The sequence below is a fragment of the Streptomyces liliifuscus genome (assembly GCF_016598615.1).
In the GTDB taxonomy this organism is placed as follows: domain Bacteria; phylum Actinomycetota; class Actinomycetes; order Streptomycetales; family Streptomycetaceae; genus Streptomyces; species Streptomyces liliifuscus.
This window is the reverse complement of sequence record NZ_CP066831.1, coordinates 3,318,100-3,341,226: the sequence shown is the minus strand read 5'-3', so window position 1 is coordinate 3,341,226 and position 23,127 is coordinate 3,318,100. Positions and strand designations below refer to the sequence as shown.

Annotated in this window: 18 protein-coding genes; 15 read left to right on the top strand and 3 right to left on the bottom strand. The window is 69.9% G+C overall.

Annotation, left to right across the window (positions count from 1 at the left end; translation table 11 throughout):
- Positions 1-1,035, bottom strand: a complete 1,035-nt coding sequence (locus JEQ17_RS14000; RefSeq protein ID WP_200395573.1) for an ABC transporter substrate-binding protein — start codon at positions 1,033-1,035, stop codon at positions 1-3.
- A 157-nt stretch (positions 1,036-1,192) separates the two neighbouring features.
- On the opposite strand from JEQ17_RS14000, the gene JEQ17_RS13995 reads away from it, so the two are divergent.
- Both JEQ17_RS13995 and JEQ17_RS13990 read left to right on the top strand, forming a co-directional pair.
- Positions 1,193-1,963 (top strand): ABC transporter ATP-binding protein, encoded by a 771-nt coding sequence (locus tag JEQ17_RS13995; RefSeq protein WP_200395572.1) that lies wholly within the window; start codon positions 1,193-1,195, stop codon positions 1,961-1,963.
- Positions 1,964-1,971: 8 nt separating this feature from the next.
- Entirely contained in the window at positions 1,972-2,898 is a 927-nt protein-coding gene (locus tag JEQ17_RS13990; protein ID WP_200401481.1) for an LLM class F420-dependent oxidoreductase, read from the top strand.
- 12 nt (positions 2,899-2,910) lie between these two features.
- Here the strand turns inward: JEQ17_RS13990 and JEQ17_RS13985 are convergent, their stop codons facing one another.
- Together JEQ17_RS13985 and JEQ17_RS13980 are read right to left on the bottom strand one after the other, a co-directional pair.
- A complete protein-coding gene (locus JEQ17_RS13985) occupies positions 2,911-5,007 on the bottom strand; it encodes a glycoside hydrolase family 31 protein (RefSeq protein ID WP_325176258.1) in 2,097 nt (698 codons plus the stop codon).
- A gap of 118 nt (positions 5,008-5,125) precedes the next feature.
- Complete coding sequence (locus JEQ17_RS13980) at positions 5,126-6,133, bottom strand: LacI family DNA-binding transcriptional regulator (protein ID WP_200395571.1); 1,008 nt, start codon at positions 6,131-6,133, stop codon at positions 5,126-5,128.
- A 401-nt stretch (positions 6,134-6,534) separates the two neighbouring features.
- On the opposite strand from JEQ17_RS13980, the gene JEQ17_RS13975 reads away from it, so the two are divergent.
- The 13 genes from JEQ17_RS13975 to JEQ17_RS13915 all read left to right on the top strand — a co-directional run bounded on the left by JEQ17_RS13975 (position 6,535) and on the right by JEQ17_RS13915 (position 23,124).
- A complete protein-coding gene (locus JEQ17_RS13975) occupies positions 6,535-8,481 on the top strand; it encodes an acyl-CoA dehydrogenase family protein (RefSeq protein ID WP_383387892.1) in 1,947 nt (648 codons plus the stop codon).
- A gap of 102 nt (positions 8,482-8,583) precedes the next feature.
- Positions 8,584-9,069 carry a hypothetical protein gene (locus tag JEQ17_RS13970; protein WP_200395569.1) on the top strand — a complete coding sequence of 162 codons (486 nt, stop codon included), beginning with the start codon at positions 8,584-8,586 and terminating at the stop codon, positions 9,067-9,069.
- Between the two features lie 53 nt (positions 9,070-9,122).
- Positions 9,123-11,861 (top strand): preprotein translocase subunit SecA, encoded by a 2,739-nt coding sequence (secA, locus tag JEQ17_RS13965; protein ID WP_234048722.1) that lies wholly within the window; start codon positions 9,123-9,125, stop codon positions 11,859-11,861.
- A gap of 166 nt (positions 11,862-12,027) precedes the next feature.
- Positions 12,028-13,305 (top strand): 1-deoxy-D-xylulose-5-phosphate reductoisomerase, encoded by a 1,278-nt coding sequence (gene dxr / locus JEQ17_RS13960; RefSeq protein WP_200395567.1) that lies wholly within the window; start codon positions 12,028-12,030, stop codon positions 13,303-13,305.
- Positions 13,302-14,606 carry a M50 family metallopeptidase gene (locus JEQ17_RS13955; RefSeq protein WP_200395566.1) on the top strand — a complete coding sequence of 435 codons (1,305 nt, stop codon included), beginning with the start codon at positions 13,302-13,304 and terminating at the stop codon, positions 14,604-14,606. The genes dxr and JEQ17_RS13955 overlap by 4 nt, the downstream gene beginning before the upstream one ends.
- 166 nt (positions 14,607-14,772) lie before the next feature.
- Positions 14,773-15,930: a flavodoxin-dependent (E)-4-hydroxy-3-methylbut-2-enyl-diphosphate synthase gene (ispG, locus tag JEQ17_RS13950; RefSeq protein ID WP_055616509.1), complete on the top strand. Its 1,158-nt coding sequence runs from the start codon at positions 14,773-14,775 to the stop codon at positions 15,928-15,930.
- Positions 15,931-16,202: 272 nt separating this feature from the next.
- Positions 16,203-17,051 (top strand): GNAT family N-acetyltransferase, encoded by an 849-nt coding sequence (locus JEQ17_RS13945; protein WP_200395565.1) that lies wholly within the window; start codon positions 16,203-16,205, stop codon positions 17,049-17,051.
- Positions 17,052-17,169: 118 nt separating this feature from the next.
- On the top strand, positions 17,170-17,739 hold the full coding sequence (locus tag JEQ17_RS13940) for a GNAT family N-acetyltransferase (protein WP_200395564.1): 570 nt from the start codon (positions 17,170-17,172) through the stop codon (positions 17,737-17,739).
- A 301-nt stretch (positions 17,740-18,040) separates the two neighbouring features.
- On the top strand, positions 18,041-19,735 hold the full coding sequence (locus JEQ17_RS13935; protein ID WP_200395563.1) for a proline--tRNA ligase: 1,695 nt from the start codon (positions 18,041-18,043) through the stop codon (positions 19,733-19,735).
- A 143-nt stretch (positions 19,736-19,878) separates the two neighbouring features.
- Complete coding sequence (locus JEQ17_RS13930; RefSeq protein ID WP_200395562.1) at positions 19,879-20,229, top strand: hypothetical protein; 351 nt, start codon at positions 19,879-19,881, stop codon at positions 20,227-20,229.
- Positions 20,229-21,332, top strand: a complete 1,104-nt coding sequence (locus JEQ17_RS13925; RefSeq protein ID WP_200395561.1) for an FAD:protein FMN transferase — start codon at positions 20,229-20,231, stop codon at positions 21,330-21,332. Before JEQ17_RS13930 ends, JEQ17_RS13925 begins: the two co-directional genes overlap by 1 nt.
- Positions 21,329-21,910 (top strand): ferric reductase-like transmembrane domain-containing protein, encoded by a 582-nt coding sequence (locus JEQ17_RS13920; protein ID WP_200395560.1) that lies wholly within the window; start codon positions 21,329-21,331, stop codon positions 21,908-21,910. Before JEQ17_RS13925 ends, JEQ17_RS13920 begins: the two co-directional genes overlap by 4 nt.
- Complete coding sequence (locus tag JEQ17_RS13915; RefSeq protein ID WP_200395559.1) at positions 21,907-23,124, top strand: NADH-ubiquinone oxidoreductase-F iron-sulfur binding region domain-containing protein; 1,218 nt, start codon at positions 21,907-21,909, stop codon at positions 23,122-23,124. Before JEQ17_RS13920 ends, JEQ17_RS13915 begins: the two co-directional genes overlap by 4 nt.
- Positions 23,125-23,127: the final 3 nt, after the last annotated feature.

Sequence of the window (23,127 nt, the reverse complement as noted above, 5' to 3'; positions counted from 1 at the left end):
TCAGGACTTCGGCACCAGATCGAAGGAGACCAACTGCTCAGGTGTCAGACCGGACTTGACTGCCCCGGCGTCCACCAGCGCCTTGATCGCCCCGGCCACCCGCTCCCGGTCCATCGTGCCGATCGGCGCCCCGTCCTTCTTAGGCTGTACGGCCTCGCCGACCAGCTCGATCTCCGCGGCGGCGGCCTTCTCGTTGACGGTCGGGTGCTTCTTCGCCAGGACCGCGGCCGCTTCCTCCGGGTGGTCGATCGCGTAGCGCATGCCCTTGAACAGCGCCGATGTGAAGCGTCTGACCAGGTCCGGGTCCTCCTCGGCGATCTTCGTGGTGGTCGTGACGGCCGAGCCGTAGCTCTCGGTCAGGAACGTGCCGAACGGCAGGACCACGACCTCCTTGCCCTTGACGGCGTTCTCGATGTTCGGGCGGCCCACCCGGTACTGGCCGACCGCGTCGACCTTGCCGGTCGCGAGGTTGACCCCCAGCTGCTGGGGTTCGAGATTGACGAAGTCGACCTTGTCGGCGTCGAATCCGGCGAGCTTCGCGTACGCGGGGAAGAGGGCCCCGATCACCGACCCGGCCGGGTCCGCGATCTTCTTGCCCTCCAGGTCCGCCGGCTTGCTGATACCGCTGTCGGCCAGCGCCATCACGGCGGCGTCCGTGGTCTGGTGGACGGCCGCGACCGCCGTGACACCGGACACCTTGCCGCTGCCGACCTGCATGATCGTGCTGCTGAGGTCGACGGGCGCGAACTGTGCCCGTCCGCCGGCCAGTGCGGCCAGGCTGATGGCGCTGCCCTGCCCCGGCTGGATGGTGACCGAGACGCCGGCGTCGCGGAAGTAGCCCTTGTCCTGCGCGACATAGGCGTACGCCTCGCGCCCGAAGGTGCCGAAGCCGGTGATGTAGGTGACCTTGTCGGGCGAGGAACCGCCGGAGGAGGACGCGCCCTTGCCGTCGTCGTCGGAGCCGCAGGCCGTGGAGAGTGCCGCCGTCAACAGGACGGCCAGGAGCGCGGCGGGTAACCGCGTAATCCGTCTCATGGGTCTCAAGTGGAGCTGGTGAGAGGGAAGTTGTCGATAGCGAAGACCTCGTTGTCATGTAACAAACATCGACCGAGGCGGTTGATCACGGATTGCGCCGCCCTATCCTCGGCCGTACCGCTACCGCTCAGGGTGAACCGGTGATGGAGGGCGGCCCGTGATCCGAGTGCGCGGCGTGTCGAAGAGCTTCAACGGCCGCAGGGGGACCGTGGAGGCCCTGCGCGGCATCGAACTGGACGTCGGGGACGGAGAGTTCGTGGCGGTCCTCGGCCGCTCCGGCTGCGGCAAGTCCACCCTGCTGAGAGTGATCGCCGGACTGCTCCCGGCCTCCTCGGGCGAGGTGCGGATCGCGGACGAGCCGGTGCGGGAACCGCGCCGGGACGTCGCCATCCTCTTCCAGTGCCCGGCCCTGCTCCCCTGGCGTTCGGTGCTCGACAACGTCCTGCTGCCCATCCAGGTGCACGGCCGACCACGCTCCGAACACCGGGAAGCCGCAGGGCAGTTGCTGTCCACCGTCGGCCTGGACACCCCCTTCCACAAGCGCCTTCCGCACGAGCTGTCCGGCGGCATGCAGCAACGCGTGGCCCTGTGCCGCTCACTGATCCAGCGGCCGCGCGTGATGCTGATGGACGAGCCCTTCTCGGCCCTGGACGCCCTGACCCGCGAGGAGTTGTGCGAGGTGCTGCAACGCGTGCACATGGAGTACGCCGCCACGGTCGTCCTCGTCACCCACTCCATCGAGGAGGCGGTCCTGCTCGCCGACCGGGTCGTTGTGCTCAGTCCGCGCCCCGGCCAGGTCCGTACCGTCCTCGACGTCCCCGTACCCCGGCCCCGCTCCCTGGGCCACGACGCACACGCCGCCGAACTCGCCCGCTGCCGGGCCGAGTTGCACGACCTGCTGCTGGCCAGCCACATGACGGGAGTGTGAGCGGGGAGATGGAACTGCGCCTCTTCACCGAGCCGTACCACGGGGCCACCTACGACGAACTGGCGCGAGCCGCCCGGCACGCGGAGGAGTGCGGCTTCGAGGGGTTCTTCGTCGCCGACCACTACCACCCGATGCACTACACCGACGCCCTGCCGGGACCCACCGACGCCTGGACCACCCTCGCCGGTCTGGCCCGCGAGACCTCGCGCATCAGGCTCGGCACCCTCATGACCTCGGCCACCTTCCGGCACCCCGGTCCGCTTGCGGTCATCGCCGCCCAGGTCGACGCGATGAGCGGCGGAAGGGTCGAACTCGGCCTGGGCGCCGGTTGGTTCGGCCTCGACCACAGTGCGTACGGCATTCCGTTCCCGCCGCCGGCCGAACGCTTCGAGCGGATGGAGGAACAGCTCCGGATCGTCACCGGCCTGTGGGCCACCCCGCCCGGCGAACGCTTCTCGTACGAGGGCCGCCACTACCGCCTGACCGACTCGCCCGCCCTGCCCAAGCCCGTACAGCGACCGCGGATGCCGATCATCGTGGGCGGCCGCGGCCCCCGCCGCACACCGCGGCTGGCCGCCCGGTACGCCGACGAGTTCAACCTGCCCTTCACCTCACCGGAGCAGAGCGCCGGCCTCTTTGCGGGAGCGCGGTCCGCAAGGGAAGCGGTCGGCGGGCCTCCACTGATCTTCTCGGTGTGCCTCGGCATAGCCTCCGGCCGCACCGGGGCCGAGATCGACACCCGCCTCGCCCTCCTGCACGAGCCGTCCCGCCTCCCCCCGGAGGAACCGCTGCACGGCCCCCCGGGGAAGATCGTCGACGTACTCGGCCAGTACGCCGACCTCGGGGCCTCCCGCGTCTACGTACGCCTGCGCGACCTCTCCGACCTCGACCACCTGGACCTGCTGGCGGTCGAGGTCGCGCCTCGACTCCCCTGAACAGAGGGGGTGTTACTCGGCGATCGGCAGAGCCGCCCCGTCCCGCAGGAAGAGCGGGATCCGGTCCAGCGGGGCGTCGACCGTGACGTTCCTGCCGCCCTCGTACTCGGTTCCCGTCCAGGCGTCCGTCCACCGTGCCCCGGCCGGGAGATAGGCCGTACGTACGCTCGCTCCCGCCGTCAGGACGGGTGCGACCAGCAGATCCGGGCCGAAGAGATACGAGTCGGCCACCGACCAGGTCGCCTGGTCGTCAGGGAACTCCAGGAACAGCGGCCGCATCACCGGCAGCCCCTCCTCGTGCGCGGCCCGCATCACGTCGAGCACGTAAGGCTTCAGGCGTTCGCGCAGCCGGAGGTACTTCTCCATGATCGTGGCGGCCTCCTCGCCGTACGACCAGACCTCGTTCGGGCCGCCGGTCATGTCCGGGCCGAGCGGGGTGCCCGGGTCCCGGAACCCGTGCAGCCGCATCAGCGGGGAGAGCGCGCCGAACTGGAACCAGCGGATCATCACCTCGCGGTACGCGGGGTCGTCGGGGTCGCCGCCGTGGAAGCCGCCGATGTCGGTGTTCCACCAGGGGATGCCGGACATCGAGGTGTTGAGGCCCGCCGCGATCTGGCGGCGCAGGGTCGCGAAGTCCGTGCCGATGTCACCGGACCACAGGGCGGCGCCGTAGCGCTGACTGCCCGCCCACGCCGAGCGGTTGAGGGTGACGATCTCGGTCTCGCCGGCCGCGATCATGCCCTCGTAGAAGGTGCGGGCGTTCTCGCTCGGGTACATGTTGCCGACTTCGAGGCCCGGGCCCGCCCAGTAGCGCAGGTTCTCCTGGAAGCCCGGCTTCAGCTCCGGCTCGCAGGCGTCGAGCCAGAAGGCCGTGATCCCGTACGGCTCCAGGTAGTTCTCCTTGATCCGCGACCACATGAAGTCGCGCGCCTCGGGGTTCGTCGCGTCGTAGAAGGCGACCTGGACGGTGGAGGCGACCTCCTTGTCCGGCCAGTCGGCGTGTGCCATCGGGCCGTACTGCGTGCCGATGAAGTAGCCGCGCTGCTCCATGAGTTGATGGTTCTCGGAGAGCGGGGAGACGGACGGCCAGACGGACACGACCAGCTTGATGCCGAGCTCCTCCAGCTCCCGCTGCATCGCCGCCGGGTCCGGCCACTCGGCCGGGTCGAACTTCCACTCGCCGAGGTGTGTCCAGTGGAAGAAGTCGCAGACGATCGCGTCGATGGGCAGGCCCCGGCGCTTGTACTCCCTTGCCACGCCCAGCAGTTCGTCCTGGGTGCGGTAGCGCAGTTTGCACTGCCAGAAGCCGGCGGCCCACTCGGGCAGCATCGGCGTACGGCCGGTCGCCGCGCTGTAGCGGCGCTGCGCGTCGGCGGGCCGGCCGGCGGTGATCCAGTAGTCGATCTGCCGGGCCGAGTCGGCCACCCAGCGCGTGCCGTTGCCCGCGAGCTCGACGCGGCCGATGGCCGGGCTGTTCCAGAGCAGGGTGTAGCCACGGCTGGAGGTGAGCACCGGGATGGTCACCTCGGCGTTGCGCTGCACCAGGTCGAGGACCGCGCCCTTCTGGTCCAGCAGCCCGTGCTGGTGCTGACCCAGCCCGTACAGCTTCTCGCCCTCGTACGCGGCGAAGCGCTGCTCCAGACGGTGGTGGCCGTTGCCGACCGGGGTGTAGAGGCGCGGCCCCGGCCACCAGAAGTGGGCGCGCTCCTCGGTGAGGAGTTCCGCGGAGTCGTCGGTGCGGAGGAAGCGGACGAGGCCCTCGGCGTCGACCTCGACGGTCAGCGCTCCGACGGTCAACTGCCCGTGCCCGTCCTCGATCTTGACGGTGGCCTCCGTCGCGGGCGCCTCGTCGAGCAGTGCGCCCGGCAACCCCTCCAGGATCGGCCCGCCCAGCCTGGCCCGGACCCGGACCGCGTCCGGGCCCCACGGCTCGATGCGTACGGTCTCCTGGCGGCCGCTCCACTCCAGGGCGCCGTCGCGTTCGCGGAACGTTCCGACGGTGGGGGAGGACTGGGCGAGGCTCGCGGACCCCTGGCCGGGCTGTCCTGGGTTACCGGACGGACCCTGCTGTCCGGGCTGTCCGGGCTGGTTCTCGGCAGGCTGATTCACGTGGGGTGCTCCTGAAGGAAGGAGTGGCGACAGGACCCGGTGACGCGGCTCCGGCGGACCGGGACAGATGGGGATGCCCCAACGCCCGTATGACGTGGGGTGGTTGGGACAGGTCGATTCAGGAAGCGGCCGGGCCCGTGCTCGCCCGTACCGTCAACTCGGGTGCGAGGAGCACGACTTCGTCCTTGCCGTGCCCTTCGAGCTTGGCGATCAGATGCTCCACGGCGTGCCGGCCCATCTCCTGTGCGGGGATGGCGACCGAGGTCAGCCGCACCGAGGCCTGGGTGGCGACCTGGTCCGGGCAGATCGCGATCACCGACACGTCCTCGGGCACCGCCCGGCCCTGCTGGCGCAGCAGCGCGAGCAGCGGCTCGACCGCGGACTCGTTCTGCACGACGAAGCCCGTGGTGCCGGGGCGCTCGTCGAAGATCCGGGACAGGGTCAGCGACATCGCGTCGTAGCCGCCCTCGCACGGGCGGTGCAGCACGCGAAGCCCCAACTCCCGTGACCGGGACCGGAGTCCGTCGAGCGTGCGCTCGGCGAAGCCCGTGTGCCGTTCGTAGACCGCGGGCGCCTCGCCGATGACAGCGATGTCACGGTGACCGAGCATCGCCAGATGCTCGGCGCACAGCGCGCCCGTCGCACCGAAGTCGAGATCGACGCAGGTCAGGCCGCTGGTGTCGGCGGGCAGGCCGATGAGGACGGACGGCTGGTCCGTGCCGCGCAGCAGCGGCAGCCGTTCGTCGTCGAGCTCGACGTCCATCAGGATCATCGCGTCGGCGAGCCCGCTGCCGGTGACCCGGCGCACGGCGTCGGGGCCCTCCTCGCCGGTCAGCAGCAGCACGTCGTACCCGTGGGTGCGGGCCGAGGTCGCCACGGCGATGGCGATCTCCATCATCACGGGTACGTACATGTCCGTACGGAGCGGGATCATCAGCGCGATGATGTTGGACCGGCTGCTTGCCAGTGCCCGGGCTCCCGCGTTGGGGTGGTAGCCGAGCTGCTGGATGCTCTGCTCGACCCGCTCGCGGGTGCCCGCGGAGATGGACCGCTTGCCGCTGAGGACATAGCTCACCGTGCTCGCCGAGACTCCGGCGTGCTGGGCGACCTCGGCGAGGGTGACCATCCAGCTCTCCAAGCGTTGTGTGAAGCGCTTCGACAGTGCGCGTTGCGGATAAGGGGCGAGTGAGGGTGGCTCGACAGTAGCTTGACGGCGGATGGGTGTCCATAGGTTGTCGAAGCGCTTCGACTCCGTCGGTTTTCTTGGGGCGCCTATTGGGGTGGGGGATCAGGTGTCGTGGGCGGGTGCGCGTGGTGGGGGCTTGTCGCGCAGTTCCCCGCGCCCCTTGGCGGGGAGGCTTCGCCCCCGCCATCCGCTGTCGTCCCGGGTGGGTGTTTCCCTCTTGTGTGCGTCGGGTTGGGCCGAACGGCGCGTGAGGGGTGGTGGGGGTGGGCGGAATCGGGTACATACGATCGAGTAGAACCGGTCGGTAACCGAACCGGACCAAGATCCCTATTCGCGGCGAGGTGAGCCTCTTGTCCGCAACACCCCACCAGCCCGCTGTCACCGAACGTGAAGCCCGGCAGGTCGCCGAGGCGGCACGGGAGCAGGACTGGCGCAAGCCCAGCTTCGCCAAGGAGCTGTTCCTCGGCCGCTTCCGGCTCGATCTGATCCATCCGCACCCGATGCCGCCCGACGAGGACGTGCAGCGCGGCGAGGAGTTCCTCGCGAAGTTGCGCGACTTCTGCGAGACGAGGATCGACTCGGCCCTCATCGAGCGGGAGGCGCGGATCCCGGACGAGGTGATCAACGGGCTCAAGGAGCTCGGCGCCCTCGGCATGAAGATCGACACCAAGTACGGCGGCCTCGGTCTGACGCAGGTGTACTACAACAAGGCGCTCGCCCTGGTCGGCTCGGCGAACCCGGCGCTCGGCGCGCTGCTCTCCGCGCACCAGTCGATCGGCGTACCGCAGCCGCTGAAGCTCTTCGGCACGCAGGAGCAGCGGGACATCTTCCTGCCGCGCTGCGCCCGTACCGACATCTCCGCGTTCCTGCTCACCGAGCCTGACGTGGGCTCCGACCCGGCGCGCCTCGCGACCAGCGCGGTGCCGGACGGCGACGACTACGTCCTCGACGGGGTGAAGCTCTGGACGACCAACGGCGTCGTCGCGGACCTGCTGGTCGTGATGGCGCGCGTACCGAAGTCCGAGGGCCACAAGGGTGGCATCACGGCATTCGTCGTGGAGACCGCCTCGGAGGGTGTCACCGTCGAGAACCGGAACGCCTTCATGGGGCTGCGCGGTCTGGAGAACGGTGTCACCCGCCTCCACCAGGTGCGGGTGCCCGCCGCGAACCGGATCGGTCCGGAGGGCGCGGGGCTCAAGATCGCCCTCACCACGCTCAACACCGGGCGGCTCTCGCTGCCCGCCATGTGCGTCGGCGCGGGCAAGTGGTGTCTGAAGATCGCCCGCGAGTGGTCGTCCGTGCGCGAGCAGTGGGGCAAGCCGGTGGCCTTCCACGAGGCCGTGGGCGCGAAGATCTCCTTCATCGCGGCGACGACCTTCGCGCTGGAGGCCGTCCTCGACCTGTCGTCGCAGATGGCCGACGAGAACCGCAACGACATCCGTATCGAGGCCGCCCTCGCCAAGCTGTACGGCTCGGAGATGGCCTGGCTGATGGCCGACGAGCTGGTCCAGATCCGCGGCGGCCGCGGCTTCGAGACCGCCGACTCGCTGGCCGCCCGCGGTGAACGGGCCGTCCCCGCGGAGCAGGTGCTGCGCGATCTGCGCATCAACCGCATCTTCGAGGGCTCGACCGAGATCATGCACCTGCTGATCGCCCGCGAGGCGGTCGACGCCCATCTGTCCGTGGCCGGTGACCTCATCGACCCGGAGAAGTCCCTCTCGGACAAGGCGAAGGCCGGCGCGAACGCCGGAGTCTTCTACGCCAAGTGGCTCCCGAAGCTGGTCGCGGGACCCGGCCAACTCCCGCGCTCGTACGGGGACTTCCACCCGGCCGGTCATGTCGACCTCTCCGGGCATCTGCGGTACGTGGAGCGGTCGGCCCGCAAGCTCGCCCGGTCCACCTTCTACGCCATGTCCCGCTGGCAGGGCCGGATGGAGACCAAACAGGGCTTCCTCGGCCGGATCGTCGACATCGGCGCCGAACTCTTCGCGATGAGCGCCGCCTGTGTCCGCGCCGAACTGCTGCGCACCACCGGCGACCACGGCCGCGAGGCGTACCAGCTCGCCGACGCCTTCTGCAGTCAGTCCCGGGTCCGTGTCGAGGAGCTCTTCGGCCGGCTGTGGTCCAACACCGACGACCTCGACCGCAAGGTCGTCAAGGGCGTCCTCGGCGGTGCCTACACCTGGCTGGAGGAGGGAGTCGTCGACCCGTCCGGCGAAGGCCCCTGGATCGCCGACGCAACACCCGGACCATCGGAAAGGGAGAACGTCCACCGCCCCATCCGTTGACCTTTTCCCCAGGAATGCGCTGCTGTCCCCGTCGTCATTCTGCCGCTTGCCGCACAGAAGGTGTGCGTCAACAATGAACAGAATGGCGAACGGGGACAAAATATGCGCCACGGTGTGGGGGAAGAATACAGTCAGGGATTTTCTGTCCAGCTGACACGGGCGCGCGGGCAAGCGCGAGAGCAGCTGAACGACACAGAACTCGTACGGGCGTTACGGACGGTGCGCAATGAGGTTCTGCCACTGGCGGACAAGCTTCGCCAGAGCGCGCCGGAGACCTTCGAGGCACATCGGGACGCGCTCGCGGTCCTGCTGAACGACTGCGCGCTCGCCCTGGTCGACGAGGAACCGCGGCCCTCCGTGGCCTCCTTCGATCCGCTGCCCGTCCGGAGAATCGACCTCCGTGACGTCGACGCCCTGCTCGACGCGGGGCGACCGGGCGAAAGGCCCGTGATCCAGCAACTGTTCCGCGGTGCGGTGGGATATGCGAAGGACCCCGTACTGCGCGAGGTGATCAAAGCGAACCAACAAGGCGTCCACATTCTGCAGCGCGCCAATCGCCGCATACAGATGCTGGTGGACGCGATTTAATGGGGGTAATTCCAGTGCCGGCTCTCGGTCTCGACAACATCACCGGCCGGATCATGCGGGCCGGCGAGGGAAGAATCCTGCGCAGACTCCAGCGCATCGCGGAACAGGTGGGCTCCCTGGAGGAGGACTTCGAGCAGCTCACCGACGAGGAACTCCAGGCGCTCACACCGGAGTTCCAGGAGCGGTACGAGGCCGGTGAGAGCCTCGACGACCTGTTGCCGGAGGCCTTCGCCGCCATGCGCGAGGCCGCCCGCCGCACACTCGGGATGCGCCACTTCGACGTACAGATCATGGGCGGCGCGGCCCTCCACCTCGGCAACATCGCCGAGATGCAGACCGGCGAGGGCAAGACCCTGGTCGCCACCCTGCCCGTCTACCTGAACGCCTTGACCGGCAAGGGAGTTCACCTCGTCACGGTCAACGACTACCTCGCCCAGCGAGACGCCGAGTGGATGGGCCGCGCCTACCGCTTCCTGGGCCTGACCGTCGGCGTCATCAAGACGCAGTCGACCCCGGCCGAGCGCCGCGCGCAGTACGCCTGCGACATCACCTACGGCACCAACACCGAGTTCGGCTTCGACTACCTGCGCGACAACATGGCCTGGTCGAAGGACGAACTCGTCCAGCGCGGTCACCACTTCGCGATCGTCGACGAGGCCGACTCGATCCTCATCGACGAGGCCCGCACCCCGCTGATCATCTCCGGCCCCGCCGACCAGCCCACGCACTGGTACGAGGCCTTCTCCAGGATGGTCACGCGGATGCGGGGCGTCGCCGTCCAGGACGAGAACTTCACCTCGCCGCTGGACAAGGAGCGCCTCGCCGAACTGCGGGCCACCCACGACTACGAGTACGACCCGAAGAAGCGCACGGTCGCGATCCTGGACAGCGGAGTGGAGTTCCTCCAGGACCAGCTCGGCATCGAGAGCCTCTACGAGTCCGACCACACGCCCCTCATAGGGCACCTGAACAACGCGCTCAAGGCCAAGGAGCACTTCAAGAAGGACAAGGACTACGTCGTCGTGAACGGCGAGGTCCTCATCGTCGACGAGCACACCGGCCGCATCCTCGCCGGCCGCCGCTACAACGAGGGCCTGCACCAGGCCATCGAGGCCAAGGAGGCGGTGACGGTCAAGGACGAGAACCAGACTCTCGCCACGATCACCCTCCAGAACTTCTTCCGGCTCTACGAGAAGCTCGGCGGAATGACCGGCACCGCCATGACGGAGGCCGCCGAGTTCCACCAGATCTACAAACTCCACGTGGTGCCGATCCCCACCAACCAGCCCAACGCCCGCGAGGACGACCCCGACCAGATCTACCGGACCGTGGAGGCCAAGTACACGGCGATCCTCGACGACATCGCCGAGAAGCACGAGAAGGGGCAGCCCATCCTCGTCGGCACCACCTCCGTCGAGAAGTCCGAGACCCTCGCCGCCCGGCTGAAGCAGCGGGGCATACGCCACGAGGTCCTCAACGCGAAGAACCACGAGCGCGAGGCCCAGATCGTGGCGCAGGCCGGCCGCAAGGGCGCGGTCACCGTGGCCACCAACATGGCCGGGCGCGGCACCGACATCATGCTCGGCGGCAACCCCGAGGCGATGGCCCTCGCCGAGCTCGACCGGCGCGGCCTCACCCCCGAGGAGAACCCCGACGAACACCGGGCGGCCCTCGACCGGATCAAGGAGTCGGTCGCGGCCGAGCACGACGAGGTCAAGGACCTCGGCGGTCTCTACGTGCTGGGCACCGAGCGCCACGAGTCACGCCGCATCGACAACCAGCTGCGCGGCCGCTCAGGCCGCCAGGGCGACCCCGGCGCCTCCCGCTTCTACCTCTCCCTCGGAGACGACCTGATGCGGCTGTTCCGGGCCCAGGTCGTGGAGCGCGTGATGTCGATGGCGAACGTCCCCGACGACGTCCCCATCGAGAACAAGATGGTCACCCGCGCCATCGCCTCCGCCCAGTCCCAGCTGGAGCAGCAGCACTTCGAGTCCCGCAAGGACGTCCTGAAGTTCGACGAGGTGCTCAACCGGCAGCGCACCCTCATCTACGCCGAACGCCGCCGGGTCCTCGACGGCGAGAACCTGCGCGAGCAGATCGTCCACTTCATGGACGACACCATCCGCGCGTACATCACCGAGGAGACCGCCGAGGGCTTCCCCGAGGAGTGGAACCTGGAGCGGCTGTGGGGCGCCTTCAAGCAGCTCTACCCGGTCCGGGTCACCATCGAGGACCTCGAGGACGCGGCGGGCCAGCGTGCCGAGCTCACCGCCGACGAACTCGTCGAGACCGTCACCGACGACGTCCACGCCCGCTACGAGGAGCGCGAAGCCGAGCTCGGCGCGGACGCGCTGCGCGATCTGGAGCGGCTCGTCGTGCTCTCGGTCCTCGACCGCAAATGGCGCGAGCACCTGTACGAGATGGACTACCTCCGCGACGGCATCGGGCTGCGGTGGACGCTCGGGCGCGAGCCGATCGTCGAGTACGAGCGCGAGGGGTACGACATGTTCGCCGCGATGACCGAGGCGATCAAGGAGGAGTCGGTCGGGTACGTCTTCAATCTGGACGCGTCCGGGAAGGCCACCGGTGGCCAGGAGGGGCTGGATTCCGGTCGTCGTACGGATGGGCTGCATTTCAGTGCGCCCACGTTGGACACGGCGGAGGGGGTTGTCGAAGGGGACTTCGAACCGGCCGACGCGGTTCCGTCGCCTTCGGCGGAGGGTGTGGCCGATGTGAAGCCTCAGCAGAAGCGTGCGGCCAGGTCCAGGAGCCGTCGGAAGCGCAAGAGGTAGCCGGGGGCGCGTGAGGTGGGGGGCTGCGCGGTTCGGTGGCGGGTGCGGGTGGTGTTGGGCTGGTCGCGCCGTTCCCCGCGCCCCTAAAGGGGCACGGAGTGCCCCTTACGAGGCATGGTGGGACTCCCCTGTCCTGTTGTGGAGGCGTTGCGGCAACAATGGGGGGATGAGCGACAGTCCAGCCCCCCTCGCCGATCCGCATCTTGTCTTCGATCCTGTGGACGGAGTCCGGGATGTGGTGATCCTCGGATCCACCGGGTCGATCGGGACCCAGGCCATCGATCTCGTGCTGCGCAATCCCGACAGGTTCCGGGTCACCGGGCTCTCCGCCGCGGGCGGGCGGGTCGGACTGCTCGCCGAGCAGGCGCACCGGCTCCGCGTCCGGACGGTCGCCGTCGCGCGCGAGGACGTCGTACCGGCGCTGCGCGAGGCACTGTCCGCGCAGTACGGGGCGGGGGAGCCCCTCCCCGAGATCCTCGTGGGAGCGGACGCCGCCACCCACCTCGCCGCCTCCGAGTGCCACACCGTCCTGAACGGCATCACCGGCTCGATCGGCCTCGCCCCCACCCTCGCCGCCCTGGAAGCGGGTCGCACTCTCGCGCTCGCCAACAAGGAGTCGCTCATCGTCGGCGGCCCGCTGGTGAAGGCGCTGGCCAAGCCGGGCCAGATCATCCCGGTCGACTCCGAGCACGCCGCCCTCTTCCAGGCACTGGCCTCCGGCACCAGGGCCGACGTACGCAAGCTCGTCGTCACCGCGTCCGGCGGCCCCTTCAGAGGACGTACGAAGGCCGAGCTGGCCGACGTCACCCCCGAGGCCGCCCTCGCGCACCCCACCTGGGCCATGGGCCCGGTCATCACGATCAACTCCGCGACCCTGGTCAACAAGGGTCTCGAAGTCATCGAGGCGCACCTCCTCTACGACATTCCCTTCGAGCGGATTGAGGTGGTCGTGCACCCGCAGTCGTATGTCCACTCGATGGTGGAGTTCACGGACGGATCGACAATGGCGCAGGCGACGCCCCCCGACATGCGCGGGCCGATCGCCATCGGTCTCGGCTGGCCCGAGCGGGTCCCCGACGCGGCGCCCGCCTTCGACTGGTCGAAGGCGTCGACCTGGGAGTTCTTCCCGCTCGACACCGACGCGTTTCCGTCGGTGGGGCTCGCCCGGCATGTCGGGCAGCTCGCGGGCACGGCCCCGGCGGTGTTCAATGCGGCCAACGAGGAGTGCGTGGACGCGTTCCTGAAGGGCTCCCTGCCGTTCAACGGAATCATGGAGACCGTCACGAAGGTCGTCGCCGAGCACGGCACTCCTCGTACGGGAACCTCGCTCACCGTCCCGGACGTCCTCGATGCGGAGACCTGGGCGCGCGCCCGGGCCCGTGAACTGACAGCCCAGACCACAGCAACAGCGACAGCCACGACAACGGCGGAGGCTCGTGCATGACGACCCTGATGATGATCCTCGGCATAGTCGTCTTCGCGATCGGCCTGCTCATCTCGATCGCCTGGCACGAGCTGGGGCATCTCTCCACGGCCAAGCTGTTCGGCATTCGCGTGCCGCAGTACATGGTCGGCTTCGGCCCGACCATCTGGTCGCGCAAGAAGGGCGACACGGAGTACGGGGTCAAGGCGATTCCCCTCGGCGGCTACATCCGCATGATCGGGATGTTCCCGCCCGGCCCCGACGGCCGTGTCGAGGCCCGCTCCACCTCGCCGTGGCGCGGCATGATCGAGGACGCCAGGGCCCAGTCCTTCGAGGAACTCCAGCCGGGCGACGAGAAACGCCTCTTCTACACACGCAAGCCGTGGAAGCGCGTCATCGTGATGTTCGCCGGCCCCTTCATGAACCTGATCCTGGCCGTCGCGATCTTCCTCGGCGTGATGATGACCTTCGGCATCCAGACCCAGACGACCACGGTCGGCAAGGTCTCCGACTGCGTCATCGAGCAGAGCGAGAACCGCTCCGAGTGCCAGAAGAGCGACACGGCCGCGCCCGCCAAGGCCGCCGGGCTCCAGGGCGGTGACAAGATCCTCGCGTTCAACGGCGAGAAGATCACCGACTGGTCCACCCTCCAGGCCGACATCCGCGCCAACCCCGGCAAGGACGTCACCCTCACCGTCGAGCGCGACGGCAAGCAGCTCGACCTGACCGCCCACCTCATCCGCAACCAGGTCAGCAAGACCGACGGCGACGGCGGCTACGTCGAGGGCAAGTACGTGTACGCCGGCTTCCTCGGCTTCACGCCCGCCTCCGGCATCGTCCAGCAGTCGTTCGGACAGTCCGTGGACCGCATGGGCGACATGATGCAGAACGGCGTCGAGTCGCTCGTCGCCCTGCCGTCCAAGGTCCCCGCCCTGTGGGACGCGGCCTTCGGCGACGGACCGCGCGAGGCGGACTCCCCGATGGGCGTGGTCGGCGCGGCCCGGGTCGGCGGCGAGGTCTTCACGCTGGACATTCCGCCGGAGAACCAGATCGCGATGATGCTGTTCCTCGTCGCGGGCTTCAACCTCTCGCTGTTCCTGTTCAACATGCTCCCGCTGCTGCCGCTCGACGGCGGGCACATCGCGGGCGCCCTGTGGGAGTCCCTGCGCCGCAACTTGGCGAAGGTGCTGCGGCGGCCGGACCCCGGTCCGTTCGACGTGGCGAAGCTCATGCCCGTCGCGTACGTGGTGGCCGGGATCTTCATCTGCTTCACGATCCTGGTACTGATCGCGGACGTGGTTAACCCGGTGAGAATCTCCTAGTCATACGGAGTTTGTGGCGGCCGGACATGATTTGTGTCCGGCCGCCCTCCATTGGGTGGACCTGCGCAGCGGATGTGCTCCTGTCTGCGGGGGTGCCGTAATCTCGATGGCTGGAGCCCGTCAGCTTTCGGGACCGACCGATCCTTACCTTGGGGTTGCACAGCAGATGACTGCGATTTCACTCGGCATGCCGTCCGTTCCGACCAAGCTCGCCGAGCGCCGGAAGAGCCGGCAGATCCAGGTCGGAACCGTGGCGGTGGGCGGAGACGCACCCGTCTCGGTGCAGTCGATGACGACGACGCGTACGTCGGACATCGGCGCCACCCTCCAGCAGATCGCCGAACTCACCGCGTCCGGCTGCCAGATCGTGCGTGTCGCGTGTCCCACGCAGGACGACGCGGACGCGCTCGCGACCATCGCCCGCAAGTCGCAGCTGCCGGTCATCGCCGACATCCATTTCCAGCCGAAGTACGTGTTCGCCGCGATCAAGGCCGGCTGTGCCGCGGTCCGGGTGAACCCCGGCAACATCAAGCAGTTCGACGACCAGGTCAAGGAGATCGCGCGGGCCGCCAAGGACACCGGCACGCCGATCCGGATCGGGGTCAACGCCGGTTCGCTCGACAAGCGGCTGCTCCAGAAGTACGGCAAGGCGACGCCCGAGGCGCTCGTGGAATCGGCGCTCTGGGAGGCCTCGCTCTTCGAGGAGCACGACTTCCGGGACATCAAGATCTCGGTCAAGCACAACGACCCGGTGGTCATGGTCAACGCCTACCGGCAGCTGGCGGCCGCCTGCGACTATCCGCTGCACCTGGGTGTCACCGAGGCCGGCCCCGCCTTCCAGGGCACGATCAAGTCCGCGGTGGCCTTCGGAGCGCTGCTCGCCGAGGGCATCGGCGACACGATCCGCGTCTCCCTCTCGGCCCCGCCGGTCGAGGAGATCAAGGTCGGCATGCAGATCCTGGAGTCGCTGAATCTCAAGCAGCGGCGTCTTGAGATCGTTTCCTGCCCGTCCTGTGGGCGGGCGCAGGTCGACGTGTACAAGCTGGCGGAGGAGGTCACCGCCGGTCTTGAGGGCATGGAGGTGCCGCTCCGCGTCGCGGTCATGGGCTGTGTCGTCAACGGGCCCGGCGAGGCCCGCGAGGCCGACCTCGGGGTCGCCTCCGGCAACGGCAAGGGTCAGATCTTCGTCAAGGGCGAGGTCATCAAGACGGTCCCGGAGTCGAAGATCGTCGAGACGCTCATCGAGGAGGCGCTGAAGATCGCCGAGCAGATGGAAGCGGACGGAATCCCCTCCGGCGAGCCTTCGGTATCCGTGGCGGGCTGACGACCTCGGGTGCGGGTCGCGTGGGGCTGGTCGCGCAGTTCCCCGCGCCCCTAGGTCTTTGGTCTTTAGGGGCGCGGGGAACTGCGCGACCAGCCCCCACCGGCCCGCACCCGAAATCGAACCCCACGGGGTCTGGGGCGGAGTCCCAGAAGGATGGGACGGGTAGGGGCGGCGGGGGCGAGAGAACCCGGCCCCGACCCATCGGGCGGCGCGGCACAATTCCGCCAGGTACAGTGCGGAGATCAGCAGACCTGATGGTGAAGGCCCCGCACGTGTTGACGCAGACGACCACCAGGGTCCTCGAACCGAGCGACCTGGACGCCGCGCTCGCCGTCCTCGACCGCGAGCCGGTGGCGAACGCCTTCGTGGCCTCCCGCGTACAGGTGGCCGGCCTCGACCCCTGGCGCCTCGGCGGCGAGATGTGGGGCTGGTACGAGGACGGCATGCTGACGTCCCTCTGCTACGCGGGCGCCAACCTGGTCCCGATCTGCGCCACCCCCAGAGCCGTACGCGCCTTCGCCGACCGCGCCCGCAGGGCAGGCCGCCGCTGCTCCTCCATCGTCGGCCCGTCCGACGCCACCTCTCAGCTCTGGCGCCTCCTCGAACCGAACTGGGGCCCCGCCCGCGAGGTCCGCCCGCACCAGCCCCTGATGGTCACCGACCGGCTCCCCACCGACATGGCCCCGGATCCCTATGTCCGTCGCATCCGCAAGGACGAGATGGAGACGATCATGCCGGCGTGCGTGGCGATGTTCACCGAGGAGGTCGGAGTCTCCCCGCTCGCGGGCGACGGCGGACTCCTCTACCAGGCCCGGGTCGCCGAACTCGTCGGCTCCGGCCGCTCGTTCGCCCGCCTCGACCACAACGGCCGGGTCGTCTTCAAGGCGGAGATCGGCGCGGCCACGACCGAGGCCTGCCAGATCCAGGGCGTCTGGGTGGCCCCCGAATACCGGGGCCAAGGCTTCGCGGCCCCCGGCATGGCAGCGGTCCTTCGCTACGCCCTCGCGGACGTGGCCCCGATCGCCAGCCTCTACGTCAACGACTACAACACAGCCGCCCGAGCCACCTACCGCAGAGTGGGCTTCCAAGAGGTCGGCGCCTTCATGAGCATCCTGTTCTGAGGAGGCGCCCGTCAGGGGCGCGGGAAACTGCGCGACCAGCCACGACGCACCCGCAGCAACAAGACAACCCCCCCCGTCCCCAGCGCACTGAAACGAATCGCCCGGGTAGTCTCCGGGCATGCTGCGCTTCCCCGGTCAGGGCCCCGTCACGCCCGACGACATCGTCATCGGCCCCCTGGACCTGGCCGCCAGGATCGACGAGGCGCTGGCCGTCCAAGCCCTGGCGTTCGGACTCGGCTCGGACGAGATCGCCGTACGACGACAGATCGTGCTGCGGCACCTCGCCTACCCCGGCGCCCGCGCGCTAGGGGCGACCACCGCGGACGGCCGCCTCGTCGGCTTCGTCTACGGCATGCCCAACGACCGGACGCACTGGTGGTCCACCGTCGTCGAGCCCTATCTGCGCGGCCAGGGGTCCGACGGGTGGCTGGACGACTCCTTCGTGATCACCGAGCTGCACGTCCATCCGGGCTTCCAGAACCAGGGTGTCGGCCGCGCCCTGATCACCACCATCACGGACAGCGCCGCCCAGCCCCGCTCGATCCTCTCCGCCATCGACACGGAGAGCCCGGCCCGCGGCCTCTACCGCTCGCTCGGCTACGAGGACCTCGCCAGACAGGTCCTGTTCCCCAGCGCACCGAAGCCGTACGCGGTGATGGGCGCCCCCCTACCCCTCCGGCGCCGCTGACCCGTCCCGTCGATGCCGCGGGCCGACCCCACCGGCACCGCCGACGGATCCCTCCGGCGTCGTAAACGGATTTCCGGCGACGGCGGCCCCCCGGCTAACCTCCTAAGCAGTCTCGGGGAAGTGGGGCACGCCCCCACGCCGCCCGGCACGGCACCTCGACGCACTGCCGCATCACCCAAGTACGTCCAGTACGAGGGCGATGCGGCAGCACGCCGATGCACCGCACCGGACGACGCGGGAACGCACCCCACTTCCCCGAGACCGCTCAGCCATCACCCTTACGCAGCAGGAGTCGAGAACCATGGCCCAGGTCCAGCGCATGTCCCGTTTGATGGTCAAGACACTGCGTGACGACCCGGCGGACGCCGAGGTGCTCAGCCACAAGCTCCTGGTGCGCGCCGGATACGTACGCCGTACCGCCGCCGGTCTGTGGTCCTGGCTGCCGCTGGGCAAGAAGGTCCTGGCCAACGTGGAGCGGGTCGTCCGCGAGGAGATGGACGCCATCGGCGCCCAGGAGGTCACCCTTCCCGCTCTGCTGCCGAAGGAGCCCTACGAGGCGACCGGCCGCTGGGAGGAGTACGGCCCCGAGCTGTTCCGCCTGAACGACCGCAAGGGCGGCGACTACCTCCTCGGCCCGACCCACGAGGAGATCTTCACCCTCCTGGTCAAGGACCAGTGCACGTCCTACAAGGACCTGCCCGTGATCCTCTACCAGATCCAGAACAAGTACCGTGACGAGGCCCGCCCGCGCGCCGGCATCCTGCGCGGCCGCGAGTTCCTGATGAAGGACTCGTACTCCTTCGACACGGAGGACGAGGGCCTGGCCCAGTCGTACGCCCTGCACCGCGAGGCGTACCAGAAGATCTTCGCGCGTCTCGGTCTGGACTACCGCATCTGCGCGGCCACCGCGGGCGCCATGGGCGGTTCCAAGTCCGAGGAGTTCCTCGCCCCGGCCGCGGCCGGTGAGGACACCTTCGCCGACTGCCCCAACTGCGACTACGCGGCCAACACCGAGGCGATCACGTACGCGCTGAAGCCGGTGGACGGGACGGCCGTGCCCGCTCTCGAGGAGATCCCGACCCCCGACACCCCGACCATCGAGACGCTCGCCGCGTATCTGGAGGTCCCCGCCTCCGCCACCCTGAAGAACCTGCTGGTCAAGGTGGACGGCGAGATCGTGGCCATCGGCGTGCCCGGCGACCGCGAGGTCGACATGGACAAGGTCGAGGCGCACTTCACCCCCGCCGCCGTCGAACTCGTCACGGCCGAGGACTTCACGGGCCGCGACGACCTCGTACGCGGATACGTCGGCCCGCAGGGCCTGGAGAAGGTCCGCTACCTCGCCGACCCCCGCGTCGCCCCCGGCACCGCCTGGATCACCGGCGCCAACAAGGAGGGCGTGCACGCGAAGAACGTCGTCGCGGGCCGTGACTTCGAGGTCGACGAGTACGTGGACGCGGTGGTCGTGCAGGAAGGCGACCCCTGCCCCGCCTGCGGCACCGGCCTCACGCTGGACCGTGCCATCGAGATCGGCCACATCTTCCAGCTCGGCCGCAAGTACGCCGACGCGCTCCAGCTCGACGTGCTCGGCCAGCAGGGCAAGCCGGTCCGCGTCACCATGGGCTCGTACGGCATCGGTGTCTCCCGTGCGGTCGCGGCGCTCGCCGAGCAGCACGCGGACGAGCAGGGCCTGGTCTGGCCCGCCGAGATCGCGCCGGCCGACGTCCACGTCGTCGCCGCGGGCAAGGCACTGCAGACCGAACTGGCGCTCGACGTCTCGGAGAAGCTGCGCGCGGCGGGTGTCCGCGTGCTCGTGGACGACCGGGCGGGTGTCTCGCCGGGCGTGAAGTTCACCGACGCCGAGCTCATCGGCGTACCGAAGATCCTGGTGGCCGGCCGGCGCTCCGCCGAGGGCGTCCTGGAACTGAAGGACCGCCGCACCGGCGAGCGCGAGGAGCTGACGGTGGACGAGGCGATCGCCCGCCTGAGCAACTGACGTCGGCCCTGAGCGGCTGACCCCGCGCGGTTAAGAAGCCTCTCAGAGACTTCTTGCCGGGCGTATGGGCGCCGCACAGTTTTCTCTCAGGCTGCTCCCCGACCGTAGGACGTGACACAGCGTCATTCGGGAGGGGAGCAGTCATGTCAGGCAGCGAACGGGGGGCCGCCGCAGCGGTCCGCAGAGGCGCACGGCGTACGGCTGCCGCGGCAGCGGCGGTGACACTGGCGGCCGCGGCGGGCGTCTTCGCACTCATCGGCACGATGGAGTCGACCGCGACGACGGCAGCGAGCGGAAGCACGGACTCGTCGTCCTCGTCTCCTTCATCGTCCTCGTCGTCGACATCGCAGTCGGAGGACTCGTCTTCGTCCTCCTCGTCGGACTCCTCGGCCTCGGACAGCGGCAGCGACTCCTCCTCGCTGCAGGGCTCGTCCGACGACCTGACCTCCGCCGACGACAGCGGGACCGCCGACTCCACCTCGGGGGCGTCGTGATGGCCGCCACCCCGGGCGGCACGGCAGCCCGCCCCACGGCCGCCGCGAACTGGCGTGCGCTCGGTACGAGCGTCCGGCTGGTCACGACGGACCCAGCGCTGCTGGACTCCTGCAACCTCCTCCTCGCCCGGCATCTGGCCGAGGTCGACGCGGCGTGCAGCAGGTTCCGCGAGGACTCCGAGCTGGTCGCGCTCGACCGCGCCGGAGGACGGCCGGTCAGGGTCAGCCCGTTGCTCGCGGAGGCGCTGGCGGTCGCGTTGCGGGCCGCCGCGGCTACGGACGGAGCCGTCGACCCGACGGTCGGTTCGGCGATGAACGCCATCGGCTACGACCGCGACTTCCGGCTCGTCCAGGAGGACGGGCGACCGGTGAAGCTCACCGTGCGCCCGGTCCCGGGCTGGCGCCTGATACGCCTGGACCGCGTGACCGGCACGGTCACCGTCCCGGCAGGTGTCCGCCTCGACCTCGGCGCCACGGCCAAGGCCTGGGCGGCGGACAAGGCCGCGGCGACGCTCGCACGGGCGGCGGGCTGTGGGGTCCTGGTGAGCCTCGGGGGTGACACGGCGGTCGCGGGCGAACCTCCGGCCGGCGGCTGGCGGATCCGGGTCCAGGACGTCACGGGCCCGGTCGACGAGACGCCCTCGCAGGGCCCGTACGCGACGGTCGGCCTGCGCGGCGGCGGGCTCGCCACCTCGGGCACGGCCGCCCGCGCCTGGCGCTCGGGTCCGCACACCCTGCACCACATCCTCGACCCGAAGACCGGCCTCCCGACGGATTCCCCCTGGCGCACGGTCTCCGTCTCCGCAACCACTTGCGCCGACGCGAACGCTGCCGGCACGGCGGCCCTCGTCAAGGGCACCGGCGCGGAACGCTGGCTGTCCGGCCTGGGCCTCCCGGCGAGGCTGGTCGCCCGGGACGGCACGGTGGTGACGACTCCGGGCTGGCCGACGTACTCAGCCCGTCCGGCGTTTGAGGACGAGGCCGTTCAGGCCGAAGGGGGGTCTGGGGGCGCAGCCCCCAGGGTCGGGACGGGAAGGGGCGGCGGGGGCGGAGAAAACCCGGCGGCACCCACCACCGGGCCGACCCCGGAGCCGACCCGATGACCGACGCCTCCATCCTCTGGTACGCCAACAGAGCCACCGGAGCCGTATGCCTGGTGCTCTTCACCGTCGTGGTTCTCCTGGGCGTGGCGGTACGCCTCAGGACCCGCCTCCCCGGCCTCCCCCGCTTCGGCACGGTCTCCCTCCACCGCACGATCTCCCTCTCCGCAACGGCGTTCCTGGCCGTCCACATAGCCACGGCGGTCATCGACGGCTACGTCGACATCACCGCACTCGACGTCCTGATCCCGTTCGCCTCCGACTACCAGCCCCTCTGGCTGGGCCTCGGCACGGTCGCCCTGGACCTGATGCTCGCCGTCCTGATCACCAGCCTCTTCCGAGCGAGGCTCGGCCACCGCACCTGGCGGGCCGTCCACTGGCTGGCCTACGCGTCCTGGCCGGTGGCCCTGATCCACGGCATCGGCATCGGCACGGACACGGGCACCGACTGGATGCTCTGGCTGACCGTCACCTGCGTGGCAGCGGTCCTCACCGCCTTCACGATCCGCGTCACCCAGGCCACCCGGGCCAACCGCCGCACCCCCGCCACCCTCCTCACCGCCGAAGGGGCGCGACCATGACCGGCACGTTCACGGACACCCGCATGCCCCCGCGCCTCCTCGCCCCCGGCGGCGCCCCCGCCGACCGCGCCACGCACGAGACCCGCTACGGCCCCCTTACGCACACGGACCCGGCGGCCCTCCTGCGCACCCTGGCGGAGTCCGGCCTCACCGGCCGGGGCGGCGCCGCCTTCCCCACGTACCGCAAGTTCGTCTCGGTCGTCGACGCGGCCCGCCGCACCGGCCGTACCCCGGTCGTCGTCGCGAACGGCGCCGAGGGCGAACCGGCGAGTGCCAAGGACAAAACCCTGCTGAGCCTCTCGCCCCAACTGGTCCTGGACGGGCTGCGGCTGGCGGCGCAGGCGACCGGAGCGGGGGAGGCGTACCTCGCCGTGGAGGACGGGTCCACCCGTCTCGAAACGGCCGTGGCCGAACGCGACGACCCCTTCCCCGTACGCGTCGTGCGCGTACCCGGGCGCTTCCTGTCCGGCCAGTCCTCGGCTCTCGCCCAGCACCTCTCCGGCCACACGGCCCTGCCCCGCCACCAGGACCCTCCGGTGCGCGAACAGGGCGTACGCCGGGCGCCCACCCTCGTTCAGAACGTCGAGACGCTCGCCCACCTCGCGCTGATCGCCCGCTACGGAGCGGACTGGTTCCGCTCGGCCGGCACCCCGTCGGAACCGGGCAGCGCCCTGTGCACGGTGCACGTGCCGGGCCGCGAGCCGCAGGTCGTGGAAGCCCCCTTCGGCATGCCCCTGCGCCGACTGCTCCCGCTGGAAGGCACCGGCGCGGTCCTGCTCGGCGGCTACCACGGCACCTGGCTCCCGGCCACCGAAGCGGCTCAACTCCGCCTGTCCGCCGCTAACTTGGGCGCGGGCGTCCTCGCCGCTCTCCCCGCCGACCGCTGCGGCCTCGCCGAAACCGCCCGCGTCCTGCGCTACTTGGCCCTGGAGTCGGCCGGTCAGTGCGGCCCCTGCCTCAACGGCCTGCCGCGTATCGCCGCCGCCTTCCACACCCTGGCCGTCCCCGGCCCGCAGGGCACCGCCCGCGACGACGTCGCCCGCTGGGCCGGACTCGTCGAGGGCCGTGGCGCCTGCCACCACCCCGACGGCACGGTCCGCCTGGTCCGCAGCGCCCTTACCACCTTCGCCGCCGAACTCGACGCCCACGCCCGGGGCCTGTGCACCGCGACCGACCGCACCCCCTTGCTGCCCGTCCCCGACCACCGGAGCTGACAG